The following is an 18,654-nucleotide window of genomic DNA, read 5'->3' as shown; positions in this document are numbered from 1 at the left end:
TTCCCTCTTTTCTTTATTCTTTTGTGAGCTTTATTAAAAATTCGACTTACTCCTTCAACACCCCTACCTTAATATCTGTATAGACTTTCTCATCAGAGATTGTGGTAAAAAAGAAGGGAGGGGTCAACTCACAATGTCCCTGATAATAGATATAACCCGCCAAGAAGCTTATTCCCTCTTTCACTGACTCATCATCTGGTTCTAAAATTCTAGTTGAAACAGTATTTAAAACTTGAAACAGACTGTGATACAAAAAGTCTTTTGGCAAAGCATCTTCAATATACTCTTCTTCTACTGGGATAAACAGCTCCATCAACACATCTTGATTTTCTTCTAACTTGGAATTAATCGTATAAAAGAAAGGTCCTCGAAGCGTATATCCTGCTTTTCTTACTTCGTCTAAAAAAGCGTTATAAGTGTCTGGCATCTCTTCTGGAGATACTGTATAATACCTTGAGATAACATTTCTATATTGTATATCTTGGTATTCTCCCACGTTTTTAAATAGCATCTGAAATCTCCTTAATTGGGATATTAATTTCAACAAAGTGTTGCCCAAATATTGGCAATATCGCTAGAAAAACGGTATCTCCTTGCATTTCCAACCCCTCATCTTGAATATATTGCTTCATTTCTTCAATTTTTGGAAGGAAATGTTCATCAAATGGAGTTACATCAGAGACACACTGCTTAATAGTAAAATGTTCTAGATATTGAAATTCATCATTTCCTTCAATTGGGATGTTTGTCGGAATATAGACCTTAAACGAGGCTTCTCCTGGCTTTCCAAAAGTGCTCAAACATGTTTCAATCGTTGTCGGACCATTTTTATAGACCCCTGTTTCAAATAATAATTTTTCACAACCTTCAATCAAATCTAGAAAAAAATCCATGGGAACTTTTTTCTCTGTATAAGCAATATTGCTGATATCTATTCTAATTAATTTCATTTTATTTCTCCTCTATAAATAATGTTATTCGTGCTTTTCTTTCTCCAACCTGTGAATACTTGAGTATATCCGAGAATAAAGAACGAGTTCCATGAAATACTCATTCCTACTAATCCGATGATAATATAGATTCCAGATAACATAAACAATCGTGTTATGACTACTATTACCGCCGACATTACTGTTACAATAAGGGTTGGTAAGTGTAACAAATTCTTCTTATGCTCAGTATCTGGCATTTGTTTTACTTTTGGAACAATTGATATTTGATAAAAAAAGTTTATCACTTGAAAAGCAAAGCTCAATCCAATGAAAAGAAAGAATATCGATAAATACTGTTCCCCAAAGAATATAGAGCTCAAAAAAAGAAACTCAAAATGAAGAAAAAGAAACGAAGTCGTCGGAACTGATTGTAATAATTTTGAAGCGGAAAATTTTTGAAACAATAAAAATGCAAGCAGTACTATTACCATATGGACAATAGTAACATGAATCAAAAATATACTAAGATTATGCATTTGATTCTTAGTAAATATAGAAACAATCAGTACTACTGAAGTAAATAGAATTTCGAATAAAAATGCAAGATAGAAATTTAAATTTCTTACTGGTTTATAACCAGTCATCAGTATATTCAAAAATTCATAATATTTTTCCTTCATCTTATCCTCCTAGCATGAGCTGTACTACTAGCCACTCTAATTAATTTTATTTTATTGTGCCTCTATAAATAAAGTTATTCGTGCTTTTCTTTTTCCAACCGGTGAATACTCGTGCATACTCAAGCCAATAGAAGGGAAGGCAGGCTATGCTCCCTGCGACGAGGGAAGAAACTACATATATTCCTGACAACGTAAATAAACGTGCTATAACTACTACAATAGCGGAAATCAATAGGCAAATAACAGAAGGAAGAAATAAAAGATTCTTCCTATACTCACCCTGTGGTAATTTCTTAGCTTTAGGGACAATTAACAACTGGTAAACAAAGGTCAGTAACTGAAAAATAAGGCTTAGGCCAATTAAAATCGTGAAGACAGACCAATAGTTCTTCCCTAAAAATATAGATCCCCAGAAGAGAAACTCAACATGAGAAATCAAAATAGAACTGGCTGGAATCAATTGCAAGAATTTTGATTTGGAAAATTTTTGGAATAGCAAGAACATGGACAATAAAGCTACTGCATGATAAATAGTAATGTAAAAGATAATCATACTCACATCATGCATCTCACCTTTTATAAAAATAGATACTATAAATATTAGTAAAGTAAAAACAATCTCCATTGCAAAAGCCCTTATATAATCAAAACGCTTTATAGGACTAGTATCCACAACTGCCATATTTAAAAACTCAACATACTTTTCTTTCATCTTATCCTCCCACTTATTTCTCTTCCTTAAATATCACTTTCCCCTGTTCATATTTTCGCACAGCTAAGAACCAGCGGATAGGGTTGTTTTGGAATAAGAAAAGGTACAACAAGGCAGGAAAGAGACCTGCTAAAGGCGAGAAAAAGATTTGTATATCAAATGCCTCTTGCTTATTGAATGAGTCAATAGTGCCCGGAATTGCAGCAGCAAATATTACTATAGTAGTCATAAAAACTAGTAGCATGACAATCATAAAAGCCAACATTTTCGCAAACGTCGCTTTTTTCTCACTAAAATTTTCCCAGAACAAATTTGAATAAACTGCTTCTTTAAACTCTTTCTTTGTTGCTCCTTGGACTCGTTTCACTCCTTTATATAAGGCGACTTCCATCATCCATATAAATCCAAATAGGATAAAGGAAAGACAAAGAATAAAAATAGGAACCATCCCACTATTATAACGAAGGCCTGAGAAAATTGGTATTGCAACAAATCCTCCGAGTAAACCTAACAAAGAGAATATAGCAATTAAAGGAGCAATCCCCCTATTCGATCTCCTAGCCCCTTCTGTATTTAACAAGGCACTCTTATCTGCTACAAGAGCCTCTTTTGTTCGCGTATTATAGTAAACGGCCTTATCACCGCTCTGTCCAATAAAAATTATTTTTCTCATATAAAATCACCACAGTTTCCACCAATCACTATAATCAGAAACTTCAATTTTATCATAGGTTGTTGATAAAACATCACCAACCACTGGTAATGGTAATAGCGTCTCTCTCATGTTTCTAGTTCTTCTTCTCCCTAAATATCACTTTTCCCTGCTTGTATTTTCGTACGGCTAAGAGCCAGCGGATTGGGTTGTTTTGGAACAAGAGCAGTACGACACTAACTGGGACAATCGTTGCTCCGATTGGTACCATGAACATAGAGGGCTCAAACCATTCATGTTCATAGTAGGGAATGAAGGTTCCAGGTATGGCAAAGAACACAACAATAACAAAAACAAATAGAAGAACGAGGATAACAAATAGATACAAGATGATTTTATCGACTGTTGGTTCCTTATCCGGAGATTTTTTCCAAAATTTACTACTTTCAACCGCTTCTTTAAACTGCTCTTCACTTGCTGGGACAAGCGACTTAGCCCCACTGTAGAACAGTTTTTCAAATCCATAAACACTTCCGATAAAAACGAAAAGGATAGCGGCTAGATGGATAGGTGCCATCCACTCACTCAATCTAAAGGGTGCTATCAAGGAACGAATCCAAATACTGATGATAGCAACTAGCAAGAAAATAAAGAAGACAACCCAAGGCCACTTGGATTTCTTTGAACTGATGGCACCGTCGGTTTCTGACGAGGTGCTAGATTCTGTCGCTAAAGCCTCTCTCGTCTTTGTGTTATAGTAGACGGATTGCTGGCATCCTTGGCCTATATAAATGATTTTTCTCATCTTACATTTCTCCCTCTTTCCCTCGGCTACCGTCCTGTAATGTCTCCATCAGCTCCTTGAACAGTCGTTTGCGCGTTTTCATCCGAAAATCATAAACTATATATGTAAGAATACCAATCCCTAACATGTACATAATTAAAAATTGAAAATCAGAAACAGCCAGATAACGATAGGCTGAAAAAATCGTTATTAAAACAAAAATGTAGCCAACTACTGTCAACGCCCTAGATTTTCTCCTAAGGGTTTTGATGTTGGCTTTTGTCAGCCGAACTTTTCTAAATCTATCTGTCTTCATGTTACGTCGGGTAGATTTGGCAAGAAGAATTGTTCCGAAAATCAAAAACAGAGACATCAAGATAAAGAAAAGCAGATTGAAAGGTGAGGAGACATCTCCAAAGGTTTGGTTGAGCAACTTCGACAGCCGTTGCAAGGAAAAGACTGCAATAGGAGCTGCAATGGCTGAATAATTCATGCCTTGTTTTACTTCATAGAATACTTGATTCCTCAGATCATAATAAATAAAATAGTCCTCCAGAGGGCCCATACTGATTAAATTTTTTACACTTGTGTCCATCTTATTACCATTTCCTAAACTCAAAACAGAATCCTACTTTCTCTTAAAAGCATCGTGACAACGATTGCCAGCATTCTAGCCGATTTTGGGTGTTTGCCTTCCTAGAGAAAGAAAAGTTTATTAGTATTATAGCATGAACCCCCAGAAAAGGGAAAATATCCCCGGCAGATACCTTTGCTAGATCCAAGAAAGGTTTCGTCATTTCATAAAAAAGCAAACAAGTCCGCATTCTAAAAACAGAATGCGAGCTTGTCCGCCTTTTCCTATGTCTCTAAAATAAATAATGTGTTTTCCTCGTTTCATCGTGCCAAGCGAATGCGAGTCACAATCCCATCTGGGTCTACAAGATCCACCTCACTCGAATGTAGCCATTTGATCTGTGCCTCTAGCTCTTGTGCTTGCTGAACGATAGCTAAGAGTTCTTCCTTGCTTTCGACCTCAAGGACGTAGTAGGCCAAGCCTGACAAGCCTTGCTCACGCGGAGCCAACCCTTTTCCAGCCCATTCGTTGACAGCCAGGTGGTGATGGTACTGACCAGCCGCTATCCAACTAGCACTAGGAATGCTAAATTTATCTTCTAGTCCTAACACCTTTTGATAAAACTGGCTCGCCGCACGACTATCCTTCACAGATAGATGAATATGCCCCATTCTCGTCCCTTCAGCTAGGATAAAGGGATCCACCTTTTCTCCTAACTCATAGATGTCCTGTGCCGCAAGGGCTTCAGTCACACCGATAATGCGGCCGTCTTCTCGAATATCCCATGAAGATACTGGCTTATCACGGTAGAGTTCAATGCCATTTCCTTCCAAATCCTCTAGATAAATAGCCTCACTGTATCCATGATCTGCACCTCCGACCAGAGGAATCCGCAAGTCACTTAGGTGTTTCAAGACATCTGCCAAGGCTTTTCGTGTCGGCAACAAAATCGCCAAATGGTAGAGCCCATAATGCTCCCTTACTTCGCCAGCCTTTTCTGCCTGAATCAAGTGAACCAAGGCTTTTCGACCGAGTCCCAAAATCGCTTCTGTCTCTGTTTGGGATAAAATCTCCAAGCCAATAATCTGGTGATAAAAAGCCGTTTGACTCGTCAAGTCCTTGACATTTAAAACAGCCTCCGCTAGGTAAATGTGGCTTTGGTATGCATAAGTCATAGGGTGTCTCCTTTTTGTTGTAACTTTATAGATTACATCAATTATACACTATTAAGATAAAATGTCAACGAAGTCAACTCAAAAGAGCTGGAAACCAGCTCTTCTTTTTATTTAACAACAAGCTCGTAGCGAGTTTTGCTAGTAAAGGTTTGCCCTGCTTTGAGAATGACTTGGTCTTTGAGGTCACTGTGAATGGCATCTGGTAAAGCTTGCGCTTCAAGGGCAATCCCATTGTGCTGAATCATTGGCTGACCAGCTATGATGACACTCTCATCTACAAAGTTTGCTGAGTAGACCACAAAGCAAGGAGCCTCTGTCTTGAAAAGCAGGAAACGACCTGAGTGTTGGTCATAAAGGAAACCAGCATTGTCATGACCTGCAGGAAGAGCAAATGGGTGATCCAAACCAGATACCAGCTGGATTTGCTCATCGTCCTCTGCAAAAATATCCTTGAGCAAAGCACCATTGTAGATATGTTTCACCACATCACAATCAGCATCTGGAGTTTTTGCTGGCACACCGTCCGGAGCGATTGGGTAAATGCCCTCCGTATTTAATTGGAAGACATGGCGGTCAACTGTCTGCGTGAAATCACCAGACAAATTGAAGTAGCTGTGATTAGTTGGATTGACAAGCGTATCCTGATCTGTCGTCACCTTATAGCTGACTTCGTAGGCGCCAGTTTCTTCCAAGTGGTAGCTAATCCAAATCTTGAGATTACCAGGAAATCCTCCGGTCCCGTCTGTACGCTCGGTGTAGAGAGTCAAACCATGGTCGCTCACTTCGACCAATTCAAACAAGCTGGAATCCCAACCTGTTGAACCACTGTGGTTACAGTTGCTAGCATTGTTGACTTCAAGGTCATAGGTCTGACCATTGAGTTCAAATGTCGCTCCAGCAATACGGCCTGCTACAGGACCTACACTTGCTCCATGCTTGGGACTATTGCCTACATAGCTAGCAAAATCATCAAATCCTAAGATAACATTGGCAAAGTTTCCAGCCTTGTCAGGTGTGACATAGCGCAAGATGGTCGCACCATAGGTCATGATTTCTAGTTGATAGCCACTGTCAGTCTCAAAGCGATAGGCCAAGACATCCTTGCCCTCATGATTTCCAAATACACGCTCTGTGTATGCTTTCATTCTTCTCTCCTTTGATCCATTTCTCTCAAGTAAACAAACCATAGAGAGTGTATTTACCATCTATGGTTGTAGTTTTTATTTTCAAAATCCTTTGTCAGAAAACCTTAAGTATCTTCTTAACAAAAAGGGATTCTTCTATTCTTGTTTTTATGCTTCTACACGTTCTTTCCATGAAGTCGCTGTGGTTTGGAGAACTTTGTTGAGTTCATCAATGTTCTCAAAACCAGTTGTGCGTAGCCATTCACGAGCTGCTGCTTCACCGTCTTTGATGTAGGCTTCAACTGATCCAGCCCAAGTTGCACGGCCGCAAAGAACACCGTTGAAGTTTGCGCCTGATTCGTGAGCAAAGACAAGTGTTTCTTGGAAGAGTTTGGCTGATACACCTGCGCTCAAGTAGATGTATGGCAAGTTAGTAGCTTCGTCTTGTGCTTTGAAGAAAGCTGCCGCTTCTTCGCGTGTATGCACGATTTCACCATCGCCAAAGCCTTCAACGTATTTGACGTTAACTGGAACTTCAACTTTCAAGACATCGATGTTGAAACGTGGGTCTGAGAAGACCTTCATGGCACCGATAACCTTGTGTGGTTTGACTTTAGCGTATTCTGCAGAACCTGCGTCAGCGATTTTTTCGTCGTAAGCCAAGATTTCAAGGAAGAATGGAATATCTTCCGCCACACACTCAGAGCCGATACGTTCGATGTAGGCTTGTTTTTCTTGGTTGAGTTCGTCAGAGCTGTCTACATCGTAGTAAAGCAAGAATTTGACAGCATCTGCACCTTGTTCCTTGATGCGTTTGGCAGACCAAACATCCAAGCAGTCAGGCAAGCGTTTGGTGCTTGTTGTGTCATAACCTGTTTTCTCATAAGCAAGGAGAAGACCAGCATTTGGAGCAAGCGCTTTTGTAGCTGGAAGTCCATACTCTGGGTCAAGAAGCATAGAGGATGCGTATTTTGTTAATTCATCTGCTACCAAGACTTTGAGTTCTTCCATTTGAGCCACTGTTGGCTCTTCTGTTTGGTATTGGGCCATAAGGCGTTTCAAAGCACCACGTTGGTCAAAGGCAAGAGCTGAGATGATTCCATTCTCGTCAGAGAGTTTTTGCAAGCAAGCTACTTTATTGGGACTTAATTGTAATTTACTCATAGATACTTCCTTATTTTTGATAGTCATGAATGATAACACCTTGTACCACACGGTTTACTGTACCTGTAGGAGACGGTGTATCTGGTTTGTTTTTTACCTTGAGCGAAGTCAAAAGGGCAAAGAGTTGGGCATAAACGATGTAAGGGAAGACACGGTAAATATCGTTCAAGACACCGCCACAACCAAGGGCCACTTCTTTGACATTTTCAAGACCAAAGGCTTGATCACTCAAGAGCACAACACGACGAGCAATCTGATCACCAGCCACTTCACGAACTAAGTCCAAGTCGTACTTGCGAGTGTAGTCTGACGTTGTGCCAAAGATCAAAACAACTGTATCTTCATTGATCAATGATTTTGGACCGTGACGGAAGCCAACTGGGCTTTCATACATGGTCGCCACTTGACCAGCAGTTAATTCCAAAATCTTGAGCTGAGCTTCATGAGCAAGTCCAAAGAAAGGACCAGCGCCTAGGTAGATAACACGGTTAAAGTCGAGGTCAACCAGTTCTTTAACATCTGCTGCATTTTCTAGAACTTTACGCGCAAGGCTAGACACAACTTCAAAACGTTCAGCTTTCACAGCAAATTCTGTAGGATCAAAAACCAAGAGAGCTGTTAGCATCATGGACGTAAAGCTAGAAGTCATGGCAAATCCAGCGTCATTGGAAGCAGCTGGTTGCAAGAGTAAAAGATTGCGCTCATCGCCATGAGCTTGAAGAGCCAATTTACCATCTGCAGCACATGTAATGGTCACTTGATAGAGGTCATCAACCAAGGCTTTGGCCAAATCAACCGTCGCCACACTTTCAGGTGAATTCCCACTACGAGCAAAGGAAACAAGGACAGTCGCCACATCTTTTTTCAGATAGGTTTCTGGATTGGCAACAATATCAGTTGTCGCAATGGCATTGAAATTCCATTTGCGTTCATCATAGACTTCCTTAAAGTATGGTACCAAGGTATCTCCCACATAAGCAGAAGTACCAGCACCCGTCAAGATGACCTTGATATAGTCATGCTTATCAGCGATCCCTTGTAGGAAGGCTGCAATTTCTTCACGTTTTGCTTGATAGGCTTCAAAAGCCTCTTTCCATACATCAGGCTGTTGGTAGATTTCACGAGTCGTGATTTCTGCACCCAGTTCAAGTAATTCTTCTTTTGTGTAATTTAGCATAGAGTTCCTCTAATCTATTGTCGTTTCATTCCTATTGAAAATATGGGAATGGGAGTGACTCCCATTCCCATGTATATTCTATATAAGATGCTCTAAGTCACATCTTATTCATCTTCATCGTCGTCGAAGCTTGCCAATAAATCATTAACTTTCACAATGCTTTCTGAAGCACGACTCTTATAGTCCGCATCCATTCCAGTTAGGCTTGCATTGATAAATTCAATGACCATCGGAAGGTTCATTCCTGCATACAGTTCAATGTCACGACCTTCCATAATCAGACGGCTCACCACGTTACATGGAGTTCCGCCAAGAAGATCCGCAAAGACTAGGAAATCATCCAATCCTTCAACAGCAGCTTCAAATTTTGCAGTAAATTCTTCTGGTCCATCTTCTGGAAGAAGAGCAACCGCATGAATGTTGTCTTGTGGTCCCATAATCATCTCTGTGCTACCTTTAAGTTCTTCACAGAAACGACCGTGGCTCACTAAAATCAATGATTTAGTCATAAATTATGCGCCCATTCCAAGTGCAAATTTACCAAAGGCAGAAAGAGCCAAGGCAAGCACGATAATGATACCGATAGCTTTTGTAGAGTTCATACCTTTCTTACCAAGCAACCAGAAGATAAATGCAGTGAAGATTGCTGGAAGCAAACGTGGGAAGATTGAGTTCAAGATGTCTTGGAAGTCAATCATCTTTTCACCGATTGGTAATTTGTATGAAATTTCAAAGTTGATCATTGTTGCTACAAGAGCACCCATCATGAATACACCAAGTACAGATGCAGCTTCAATCAAAGCTGTCAAAGTACTTTGCATGTTGTTGATAAGGTTAACCCCTTCTTTGTATGCAAATTCCAACTGTTTCCAACGGAAGATGTCATACGCTACTGCAACTGCAATCCAAAGGAAGATACCCCAAGGTTGACCAGCAATAGCCATTGTTGCAGCGATAGATCCCATGATAGCAGGTACAAGTGAACCAAAGATAGTATCTCCAAGAGGAGCGAATGGTCCCATCAAACCTGTCTTGATACCGTTAACCGCATCTTTTGAACCAACGCCATCTTTTTCTTCCATAGCAAGGTCAAAACCAGCGATAATTGTGTGGAAGAATGGTGAAGTGTTGAAGAATTGAGTATGAACTTTCATCATTTCTTTCAACTCAGGAGTTCCATCTCCATACATTTTACGCAATTGTGGCAAGATCATGTAAAGGTAACCTGATGCTTGCATACGTTCGTAGTTCCATCCCAATTGGAAAGTGAACAAGCTACGTTTGTTAATTTGATTAAAATCTTCTTTTGTTAATTTGTAATTAGAATTCGTCATCTTCAATTTCCCCACTTTCTGATGGTGTAGAAGGTGCTGCTACAGCAACTTTTTGGCTGTTCTTGAAGTGAACAACCGCAAGGAAGATACCTACGATAGAGATACCGATCATAGACAATCCTTTGAAGTTGTTAACAAAGCCAATTTTTTCAGCAACTTCAGCAGGAAGAGTGCCAATGATTCCAGCAACTGCTCCACCAAGACTTGTTACGTTTGAGTAAAGAACAGTCAACATAGCTGTCAAACCGAATCCCATAGCAAGGTAGTGAAGGTTACGTTTAACTGGAAGGTAACGAAGCAAGATTGCAAATCCAAGACCTGGAAGCATACGACCTGCAAGTGTCAAACCGTCTGCAACCCATTGGTATTCTTTAACAAGGTTTACAACACCTTGTACGAATTCTCCACCAAAAGCAAGAGCGAAGAATACTGGAAGGGCACGAGAAAGAGCCCATGGAAGCGCACCAAGTAGGTAGTTGCGTTCGATACCTTTGTAGTCAAAGCGTTCGATCGCAGCATCAATACGGTGTGCAAAGAAAGTAGTTGTCATACGTCCAAGAACGTCGAAGTATGTCAAAAGTGCCGCTACTGGTACAGCGATTGTTGTAATCGCAAGGTCTGTATCAATACCTTGAGAGATAGAGAATGCTGTTGCAAGAACCGCACCAGAAGTTGCGTCGATACGAGAAGCACCACCGAAGGTACCAACCCCGAGAACGAACAACTGCAAGCTACCACCGATAAACAAACCAGTTGTCACATCTCCCATGATTAAACCAGTAATGAAACCAGCGAATACAGGGGAACCTGCAGATGAAACGATTGTCAACTCATCACAGATTTGATAAGCTGAGTACAAAGTGAGAAGTAAAATTTGCCACGGTTGTATCATAACAATGACCTCCTAAAAATTTTTTCCTATTTTAATAAGCTCAAAAAGTCTGAAACTGGATCATTTGGAACCATTTGAGCAGTGAGTTTCACACCTTTTTCTGCTAGTTTGTGGAAATCTTCCACATCCTTGTCTACCACATTGATAGAACGTGTGATAGAGCGAGTTTCTGGTGTTTGAGACATATTGCCGACGTTGAGTGTTTCAAGCGGAACACCTGCTTCGACCAAACCAAGGAAACGGTCTGGTTTACGTGCAACGATAAAGAGACGTTGGCTATCGTATTTACCAGCAAGGATATTTGCTGCTGCTTTCTCAACTGGCAAGATACTGAGTTTCACACCTGGTGGTGTCGCAAGTTTCAAACCACTCTTTTCAATATCGTTGTTAACAACTTCGTCGTCTACAACCATAATGCGTGAAACATTTAGTTTTCCAGCCCAAAGATTGGCTACTTGACCGTGGATCAAACGTCCATCGATACGGCATCCTACAATTGTCATAAGTTTTCCCCCTTTATGTGTTTTAGTGTAGGTTTACGAGTTAAGTGAATCTCTTCTTTATATTCGCCCTCAGTTTCAAAGATGATGATGCGGTTAGCACCTTCCTTGAGATAACTATGAGGGATATAAAGTGAGAGGGTCGGGCCGACGTTCCAGAAACGCCCTAGGTGACGCCCGTTGACAAAGGCAACTCCCTTACCAAACTCAGACAAGTCTAAGTAGGTATCCTTCGGCTCTTCAACAGTAAAGTCGAAAGCGTAAAAGGCTGGTTGTCCTTCTGTCCATCCTTTTGAAAAATCAATCTTCTCAGGATTATCCAGTGGCAGTGGATATTGTTTCCAATTCAGTAAGAAATGTAGATCCTTGCAGACACCTGTTCGAATTCCTTTACGCTGCGTATCTGCCAAAAACTTATGTCCGTAGTTGACACGCCCCATATTTTCAATCAAGATGTCAATCTCTGAAAAGCCTTCTCGGTTGCCTTGACAGTAGATGTCTTCGCCAATCTCTGTCTGGTATTGAGTAGCAATCCATTGACCATCTACAAAGAGTTGAGCTCGGTCACGTCCATCGATGATACGGAGACGTTCCTCTTCTGCATCCCAACTTGCCTCCGTGCGGTAGAGAAGGTAGCCATAACTTTGACCAAGTTCTTCCATCGCTTTTGGATAGAGGCTTTCAGTAGGACTAGAGAGATTATCCAGGGTTTCAAACAAGGAAACTTTTTCGACCAATGGAATGGACCCTATCTCCATGCTTTCCTTATAGAGTGGTTCCAACTGTGGATACTCTGGGAAGTGGGTTGCCATCATCTTCTTGACTGCTAAGTATTTAGCAGTTGGATTTCCTTCTTCATCGAGAAGGGCATCATAGTCGTAAGATGTGACTTGCGGCAAATCCAGAGTTCCTCGAGCCGAGCAACCATTCATGAAACCAAAGTTTGTACCACCATGGAACATGTAAAGGTTGATAGAGCCTTGCTCCAATACCTCTCGAACAGCTTCTGCCAATTCTTTAGGATCACGAGTGATGATGGGTTCTTTCCAACGGTTGAACCAACCATCCCAGAATTCCATACACATGAGGGGCCATTTCTTGCCATGCTCATCAAAGAATTCCTGCATCTGTGAAAAGTTGTACGGAGCTTTAGAACCGAAGTTTCCTGTCACAAAGAGGTCGTCTTCAATCAAGGTTCCGGCTTTCAGAGTAGCCCTCCATGGGCCATCTGAAGTAAAGAGTGGGCAATCAATCCCTCGGTCTTCCATTAATTTTCGAATTGCTCGTAGATAAGACTTATCTTCTCCATAAGAGCCATATTCATTTTCGACTTGCATCATGAGAATGTTTCCGCCGTTATCCAACAAGCGAGGCACAAGCCTTGGCAATAATTGGTCATAATAGCGAGCAACAGCCTCGATGTAGGCCGGGTCGGACGAGCGAATTCGCATGTCCTTGGTCAAGAGCCAAGCCGGCAAGCCACCAAATTCCCATTCCGCACAGATAAACGGAGACGGGCGTACAATGGCATAGAGACCTAGATCTTGTGCAATTTGAAGAAATCTCTCCAAATTTCTGGCACCTTCAAAATCAAACTCCCCTTCAACAGGTTCGTGTAAATTCCAAGCCACATAGGTCTCGACTGTATTAAAGCCAAGCGCCTTTAAGTTATAGAGAGAATGATACCAATCCTCTGCTGGAATCCTAAAATAATGAATGGCGCCGGACAAAATCTTGAACGGTTTTCCGTCTAAATAGAAATCGTCCTCAATTTTAAATCTGGTCATGTTATTACCTCTGACGAATTAAGTTTGCGCTTTCATTTATTATAATATTAACTATAATCAAATCTTTTGCATTTGTCAATAGGTTTTAGAAAATTATTTAAAATTTTTCTATTTTTTTACTTACCGTTTACCGAAATTATCTAAAAATAGCATGAAAACGATCTTTTTATGTATGATAATTCACAAGAACATCAAATGAATTTTTTTACATGTAAAATAACATTTTTAGTCTATTATTTTAATTTTTTGACCTTAATACTACTCTTTTCTTTATATTTGTGGTAAAATCAAAATTGGAGAAAGAGAATCGAGGTAAAATTTATGGCTATTCCTAAATACCAATATATTAAAGATGAATTAAAAAACAAAATCATCTCTGGTCAATTTGCAAGTGGAGATAAATTTTATACAGAAGCCGAATTGATCGCGATGTACGATGTGAGTTCAATCACAGTTGTTCGTGCCTTAAATGACCTTGCTAAAGACGGCTACATTGTCCGCCAACAAGGTAAAGGTACTTTCGTTTCACGTGCCCGCAAGCACAAACTCGTTGAGTTTTCAGATGTCGAAATCTTTGAAACAAAAGACGATAAAGTTACTGTCCTTTCTATCGAGCGCGGAAACAAACTTGAATATTTAGATAAACTTGGACTACGTGGAGATCAATTCTACTATAAGATTGAACGTATTCGTCAGACAAACGACGTAACATACATCTACCACACATCTTATATTCCTGAGCAATACATCAATGCCAACTATCCAAATCTTGACTATTATAGCTCTATCTATACACGTTTCAAATTGGATTACCGCATTCACATGAGTGATGAACATTTTGAGGAAATCAACGAAATCGCATTCCCAACACCAGAGCATGCTGCTTCTGTACTCGGAATCGATACACAATTCCCAACTGTCTTCCAAACGAAGACTACAAAACTTGAGGCCACTGGCCAAGTCCTTGCCTATAGTGAAACTTATAAGCGAGCAGACTACTACAAAATCAAATTCATCTCATGTAACCGAGGTCATTAAGAAAAAGCCTGAGCCTAGCTCAGGCTTTTTCTGTATTCATTATAGCACGAGAAAGAAGTTGTGAAAACACTATGAAGGGCTCTTATTTAATTAGTAGCATTTTTACTAAAAACAAGTTAAATACTTGCTTCGTTTTTCCTTCTATCTTTATCTTTTATTGGCAATTTTCTCCTAAATCTTATGTTTTCCTCCATTTATTATAGTTCTTATATAAACCCACTTGACATTTTACCCCTTAGATAATAAAATAAAATTGGTTTTATGTAAACGCTATCATATATGATAATAACAAGGAGGTTTTGTCATGAAACTAGAAAAGAAACAGCGCTTCTCCATCCGTAAATACGCAGTTGGAGCAGCTTCTGTACTTATAGGATTTGCTTTTAGCGCACAAGTCGCAGCTGCCGACGGGATTACTCCGACTCCAACAGCTGGGGAAACAGTTCAAACTGTCCAGGAGAGTCCGCAAACACCCAATGAGGCTGGAGAGTCCAAGGCCCCAGAAAAACTGGAAGAAAAGGCTGAAGAACCTGTAAAAGAGGAGATCAAAGAAGACACGGAGGCTCCTCATACAGTTGCTCCAAAAACGGAAGAAACAACTGCACCAGCTGTGACAGAAAATGCTAGTCCTACTCCGACTACTGAGAAAGAAAGTCCTGCTCCAACTGAAGTTCCTGCAGAAAACTCTCCTTCAGAAAAGAAAAATGAAGCAGCCACACCTGCAGTAACCACACCTGCAGTAGCCACTCCTAGTACGGAACGAGCAGCTCAGGTAAATGAAAAACTGGCTAAACGAAAAATGATCTCAATTGATGCTGGACGCAAGTACTTCTCGCCTGAGCAACTCAAAGAAATCATCGACAAAGCTAAACACTATGGTTATACTGATCTTCATTTACTAGTTGGAAATGATGGCATGCGTTTCATGCTGGACGACATGACGATCAAAGCCAATGGCAAAACCTATGCAAGCGATGATGTCAAACGTGCACTCGAAAACGGAACCAATGCCTACTACAAGGATCCAAACGGCAACCATTTGACAGAGAGTCAAATGACGGACTTGATCAACTATGCTAAAAACAAAGGCATTGGTCTCATCCCAACTGTAAACAGCCCTGGTCACATGGATGCGATTTTGCATGCCATGAAAGAACTAGGCATCCAAAAACCGAACTTCAACTACTTTGGTAAGGAATCTGCTCGTACCGTTGACCTTGATAACAAAGAAGCTGTTGAGTTTACCAAAGCCCTGATCGACAAGTATGCTGCATACTTTGCTGGCAAATCTGACATCTTCAACATCGGACTAGACGAGTACGCCAATGATGCTACAGATGCCAAAGGCTGGAGCGTTCTTCAAGCCTATAAATGGTATCCAGAAGATGAATTCCCAGACAAGGGTTATGATAAATTTATCGCCTACGCTAATGACCTTGCTCGCATCGTCAAATCTCACGGCCTCAAACCAATGGCTTTTAACGACGGTATCTACTACAATAGCGACACTAGTTTTGGAACCTTTGACAAAGACATCATCGTTTCTATGTGGACTGGTGGATGGGGCGGATACGACGTCGCTTCTTCTAAACTTCTAGTTGAAAAAGGCCACCAAATCCTTAATACCAACGATGCTTGGTACTACGTCCTCGGACGAAATGCCGATGGCCAAGGCTGGTACAACCTCGACCAAGGACTCAATGGTATCAAGAACACTCCAATCACTTCTGTACCAAAATCTGATGGGGCTACTATCCCGTTCATCGGAGGTATGGTAGCTGCTTGGGCGGATACCCCATCTGCACGCTATTCACCATCACGCCTCTTCAAACTCATGCGTAGCTTCGCAAATGCCAATGCTGAATACTTCGCAGCTGATTATGAGTCTGCTGAGCAAGCTCTGAAAGAAGTACCAACAGACCTTAATCGCTATACTGCAGAAAGTGTCGCAGCTGTAAAAGAAGCTGAAAAAGCCATTCGCTCACTTGATAGCAACCTCAGCCGTGCCCAACAAGACACCATTGACCAAGCAATCGCGAAACTCCAAGAAGCTGTCAGCAATTTGACCTTCACACCAGAAGCTCAAAAAGAAGAAGACGCGAAACGCGAAGTTGAAAAACTTGCCAAGAACAAGGTAATCTCTATCGATGCTGGGCGTAAGTACTTCACGCTCGATCAACTCAAACGCATCGTAGACAAGGCGAGCGAACTCGGCTACTCTGATGTGCATCTTCTCCTAGGAAATGATGGACTTCGCTTCCTACTTGATGATATGACTATCGCTGCTAACGGAAAAACTTATGCAAGTGACGACGTCAAAAAGGCCATCATCGAAGGAACAAAAGCTTACTACGATGATCCAAACGGAACCACTCTTAGTCAAGCTGAAATCACTGAATTGATCGAGTACGCAAAATCAAAAGGCCTCGGACTCATCCCAGCGATCAACAGCCCAGGTCACATGGATGCCATGCTCGTCGCTATGGAAAAACTTGGAATCAAGAATCCTCAAGCCAACTTTGACAAGGTATCCAAAACAACCATGGACCTTGAAAACGAAGAGGCGATTAACTTTGTCAAAGCCCTCATCGGCAAGTACATGGACTTCTTTGCAGGCAAAACTAAGATCTTCAACTACGGTACAGACGAATATGCCAATGATGCTACCAACGCGCAAGGCTGGTACTACCTCAAATGGTATGGACTCTATGGCAAGTTTGCTGAGTACTCTAACACTCTTGCTGCTATGGCCAAAGAAAGAGGCCTTCAACCAATGGCCTTCAACGATGGTTTCTACTACGAGGACAAGGATGATGTTGAGTTTGACAAGGATGTCATCATCTCTTACTGGTCTAAGGGATGGTGGGGTTACAACCTTGCATCTCCTCAGTACCTGGCAAGCAAAGGCTACAAATTCCTTAACACCAACGGAGACTGGTACTACATTCTCGGCCAGAAACCTGAAGATGGTGGTGGTTTCCTCAAAAAAGCAATTGAAAATACTAAAAAAACACCATTTAACCAGCTTGCATCTACCAAATATCCTGAGGTAGACCTTCCAACCGTCGGAAGCATGCTTGCTATCTGGGCAGACAGACCAAGTGCTGAGTACAAGGAAGAAGAAATCTTTGAACTCATGACTGCCTTTGCAGACAATAATAAAGACTACTTCCGCGCTAACTACAATGCCCTCCGTGAGGAACTTGCTCAAATCCCTGCAAACTTGGATGGATACAGCAAGGAAAGCTTGGAGGCCCTAAATGCAACGAAAGAAGCTCTCAACTACAACCTCAACCGTAACAAACAAGCCGAGTTAGACGCTCTCGTAGCCAAACTCAAGGCAGCCCACCTAGGCCTCAAACCAGCAGCAACCCACTCAGGAAGCCTTGATGAAAATGAACTAGCTGCCAATGTTGAAACCAAACCGGAACTCATCACAAGAGCAGAAAAGATTCCATTTGAAGTTATCAAGAAGGAAAAGCCGAACCTCCCAGCCGGTCAGGAAAAGATCATCACACCAGGTGTAGAGGGCGAACGTACTCATTACATCTCTGTCCTTACTGAAAATGGAAAACAAACAGAAACGGTTCTAGATAGCCAAGTGACCAAAGAACCTGTGACCCAAGTGGTTGAAATCGGCGCCCCTATTACTCACAAAGGAGATGAAAGTGGCCTTGCTCCAGCTGCCGAAGCGAAACCAAGGCTGGATATCCAAGAGGAAGATATTCCGTTCACTACTGTGACACGTGAAAATCCACAATTGCCACTCGGACAAACGCAAGTCATCGTTACTGGTGTAAATGGTCGCCGTACGATTTTCTACTCTGTCAGCACTACTGCTGACGGCAAGGAAGAAAGAACACTTGTCAATAGTGCGGTATCGCAGGAAGCGGTCGCTCAAGTTGTTGAAGTCGGCACTGCCGTTGAGAAAGCTGAGCAAACTGCACCAACTACTGCCAAAGCAGATGAAAAACAACTCCCTGCAACAGGAAGTCAAGATTCTGCAGGCTTGGTCGCAGCAGGCCTCATGGCGACTCTAGCAGCCTACGGACTGACTAAGAGAAAAGAAGACTAAGATTCTTCTAGGAGAATACGAAAAAGCGAGATTGAATCTCGCTTTTTATTGTTA

General features: G+C 41.3%; 18 protein-coding genes. 2 read left to right on the top strand and 16 right to left on the bottom strand.

The genetic code is table 11. The features are described from left to right. Positions 1–46: 46 nt before the first annotated feature. From GMD3S_RS0204240 to GMD3S_RS0204165, 16 genes are all read right to left on the bottom strand, one after another. A complete protein-coding gene (locus GMD3S_RS0204240; protein ID WP_000897912.1) occupies positions 47–511 on the bottom strand; it encodes a DUF5085 family protein in 465 nt (154 codons plus the stop codon). Beyond that, complete coding sequence (locus GMD3S_RS0204235) at positions 501–950, bottom strand: hypothetical protein (RefSeq protein WP_000767351.1); 450 nt, start codon at positions 948–950, stop codon at positions 501–503. The genes GMD3S_RS0204240 and GMD3S_RS0204235 overlap by 11 nt, the downstream gene beginning before the upstream one ends. After that, positions 947–1,612 (bottom strand): hypothetical protein, encoded by a 666-nt coding sequence (locus GMD3S_RS0204230; protein ID WP_000660947.1) that lies wholly within the window; start codon positions 1,610–1,612, stop codon positions 947–949. Before GMD3S_RS0204230 ends, GMD3S_RS0204235 begins: the two co-directional genes overlap by 4 nt. 46 nt (positions 1,613–1,658) lie before the next feature. Continuing rightward, the gene (locus GMD3S_RS0204225) at positions 1,659–2,324 is read right to left on the bottom strand and encodes a hypothetical protein (protein ID WP_000660944.1); all 666 of its coding nucleotides are present in this window, start codon (positions 2,322–2,324) and stop codon (positions 1,659–1,661) included. A 13-nt stretch (positions 2,325–2,337) separates the two neighbouring features. After that, on the bottom strand, positions 2,338–2,997 hold the full coding sequence (locus GMD3S_RS0204220; RefSeq protein WP_001226098.1) for a hypothetical protein: 660 nt from the start codon (positions 2,995–2,997) through the stop codon (positions 2,338–2,340). A 115-nt stretch (positions 2,998–3,112) separates the two neighbouring features. Next, positions 3,113–3,781 carry a hypothetical protein gene (locus GMD3S_RS0204215; RefSeq protein WP_001226448.1) on the bottom strand — a complete coding sequence of 223 codons (669 nt, stop codon included), beginning with the start codon at positions 3,779–3,781 and terminating at the stop codon, positions 3,113–3,115. A 1-nt stretch (position 3,782) separates the two neighbouring features. Further along, positions 3,783–4,355 (bottom strand): hypothetical protein, encoded by a 573-nt coding sequence (locus GMD3S_RS0204210; protein WP_000381578.1) that lies wholly within the window; start codon positions 4,353–4,355, stop codon positions 3,783–3,785. Positions 4,356–4,654: 299 nt separating this feature from the next. After that, positions 4,655–5,509, bottom strand: a complete 855-nt coding sequence (locus GMD3S_RS0204205) for a VOC family protein (RefSeq protein WP_000220444.1) — start codon at positions 5,507–5,509, stop codon at positions 4,655–4,657. A gap of 107 nt (positions 5,510–5,616) precedes the next feature. After that, entirely contained in the window at positions 5,617–6,654 is a 1,038-nt protein-coding gene (locus GMD3S_RS0204200; RefSeq protein ID WP_000649405.1) for an aldose epimerase family protein, read from the bottom strand. Between the two features lie 147 nt (positions 6,655–6,801). After that, positions 6,802–7,797 (bottom strand): tagatose-bisphosphate aldolase, encoded by a 996-nt coding sequence (gene lacD / locus GMD3S_RS0204195; protein WP_008289247.1) that lies wholly within the window; start codon positions 7,795–7,797, stop codon positions 6,802–6,804. Positions 7,798–7,807: 10 nt separating this feature from the next. Further along, on the bottom strand, positions 7,808–8,974 hold the full coding sequence (locus tag GMD3S_RS0204190) for an SIS domain-containing protein (protein WP_000936007.1): 1,167 nt from the start codon (positions 8,972–8,974) through the stop codon (positions 7,808–7,810). 104 nt (positions 8,975–9,078) lie between these two features. After that, entirely contained in the window at positions 9,079–9,483 is a 405-nt protein-coding gene (locus GMD3S_RS0204185) for a PTS sugar transporter subunit IIA (RefSeq protein ID WP_000167445.1), read from the bottom strand. 3 nt (positions 9,484–9,486) lie between these two features. Next, positions 9,487–10,308 (bottom strand): PTS system mannose/fructose/sorbose family transporter subunit IID, encoded by an 822-nt coding sequence (locus GMD3S_RS0204180; RefSeq protein WP_000185293.1) that lies wholly within the window; start codon positions 10,306–10,308, stop codon positions 9,487–9,489. Beyond that, a complete protein-coding gene (locus tag GMD3S_RS0204175; protein WP_000615901.1) occupies positions 10,295–11,200 on the bottom strand; it encodes a PTS mannose/fructose/sorbose/N-acetylgalactosamine transporter subunit IIC in 906 nt (301 codons plus the stop codon). The genes GMD3S_RS0204180 and GMD3S_RS0204175 overlap by 14 nt, the downstream gene beginning before the upstream one ends. Before the next feature lie 26 nt (positions 11,201–11,226). Then, on the bottom strand, positions 11,227–11,703 hold the full coding sequence (locus tag GMD3S_RS0204170) for a PTS sugar transporter subunit IIB (RefSeq protein WP_000156968.1): 477 nt from the start codon (positions 11,701–11,703) through the stop codon (positions 11,227–11,229). After that, positions 11,700–13,487 (bottom strand): glycoside hydrolase family 35 protein, encoded by a 1,788-nt coding sequence (locus GMD3S_RS0204165; RefSeq protein WP_000196619.1) that lies wholly within the window; start codon positions 13,485–13,487, stop codon positions 11,700–11,702. The genes GMD3S_RS0204170 and GMD3S_RS0204165 overlap by 4 nt, the downstream gene beginning before the upstream one ends. A 321-nt stretch (positions 13,488–13,808) precedes the next feature. Between GMD3S_RS0204165 and GMD3S_RS0204160 the strand changes: the two genes are divergently transcribed. Both GMD3S_RS0204160 and strH read left to right on the top strand, forming a co-directional pair. Further along, entirely contained in the window at positions 13,809–14,525 is a 717-nt protein-coding gene (locus GMD3S_RS0204160) for a GntR family transcriptional regulator (RefSeq protein WP_001007181.1), read from the top strand. A 304-nt stretch (positions 14,526–14,829) separates the two neighbouring features. Continuing rightward, on the top strand, positions 14,830–18,600 hold the full coding sequence (gene strH / locus GMD3S_RS0204155; protein ID WP_000764169.1) for an LPXTG-anchored beta-N-acetylhexosaminidase StrH: 3,771 nt from the start codon (positions 14,830–14,832) through the stop codon (positions 18,598–18,600). Positions 18,601–18,654: the final 54 nt, after the last annotated feature.

This window comes from Streptococcus sp. GMD3S (assembly GCF_000298695.2).
GTDB lineage: Bacteria > Bacillota > Bacilli > Lactobacillales > Streptococcaceae > Streptococcus.
Note: the sequence above shows the minus strand (reverse complement) of the source record. Positions and strands in the feature narration are given on the sequence as shown.

Coding starts and splice junctions, on each gene's coding strand:
- GMD3S_RS0204240 (WP_000897912.1), bottom strand. CDS start 511: ATGCTATTTAAAAACGTGGGAGAATACCAAGATATACAATATAGAAAT.
- GMD3S_RS0204235 (WP_000767351.1), bottom strand. CDS start 950: ATGAAATTAATTAGAATAGATATCAGCAATATTGCTTATACAGAGAAA.
- GMD3S_RS0204230 (WP_000660947.1), bottom strand. CDS start 1,612: ATGAAGGAAAAATATTATGAATTTTTGAATATACTGATGACTGGTTAT.
- GMD3S_RS0204225 (WP_000660944.1), bottom strand. CDS start 2,324: ATGAAAGAAAAGTATGTTGAGTTTTTAAATATGGCAGTTGTGGATACT.
- GMD3S_RS0204220 (WP_001226098.1), bottom strand. CDS start 2,997: ATGAGAAAAATAATTTTTATTGGACAGAGCGGTGATAAGGCCGTTTAC.
- GMD3S_RS0204215 (WP_001226448.1), bottom strand. CDS start 3,781: ATGAGAAAAATCATTTATATAGGCCAAGGATGCCAGCAATCCGTCTAC.
- GMD3S_RS0204210 (WP_000381578.1), bottom strand. CDS start 4,355: ATGGACACAAGTGTAAAAAATTTAATCAGTATGGGCCCTCTGGAGGAC.
- GMD3S_RS0204205 (WP_000220444.1), bottom strand. CDS start 5,509: ATGACTTATGCATACCAAAGCCACATTTACCTAGCGGAGGCTGTTTTA.
- GMD3S_RS0204200 (WP_000649405.1), bottom strand. CDS start 6,654: ATGAAAGCATACACAGAGCGTGTATTTGGAAATCATGAGGGCAAGGAT.
- lacD (WP_008289247.1), bottom strand. CDS start 7,797: ATGAGTAAATTACAATTAAGTCCCAATAAAGTAGCTTGCTTGCAAAAA.
- GMD3S_RS0204190 (WP_000936007.1), bottom strand. CDS start 8,974: ATGCTAAATTACACAAAAGAAGAATTACTTGAACTGGGTGCAGAAATC.
- GMD3S_RS0204185 (WP_000167445.1), bottom strand. CDS start 9,483: ATGACTAAATCATTGATTTTAGTGAGCCACGGTCGTTTCTGTGAAGAA.
- GMD3S_RS0204180 (WP_000185293.1), bottom strand. CDS start 10,308: ATGACGAATTCTAATTACAAATTAACAAAAGAAGATTTTAATCAAATT.
- GMD3S_RS0204175 (WP_000615901.1), bottom strand. CDS start 11,200: ATGATACAACCGTGGCAAATTTTACTTCTCACTTTGTACTCAGCTTAT.
- GMD3S_RS0204170 (WP_000156968.1), bottom strand. CDS start 11,703: ATGACAATTGTAGGATGCCGTATCGATGGACGTTTGATCCACGGTCAA.
- GMD3S_RS0204165 (WP_000196619.1), bottom strand. CDS start 13,487: ATGACCAGATTTAAAATTGAGGACGATTTCTATTTAGACGGAAAACCG.
- GMD3S_RS0204160 (WP_001007181.1), top strand. CDS start 13,809: ATGGCTATTCCTAAATACCAATATATTAAAGATGAATTAAAAAACAAA.
- strH (WP_000764169.1), top strand. CDS start 14,830: ATGAAACTAGAAAAGAAACAGCGCTTCTCCATCCGTAAATACGCAGTT.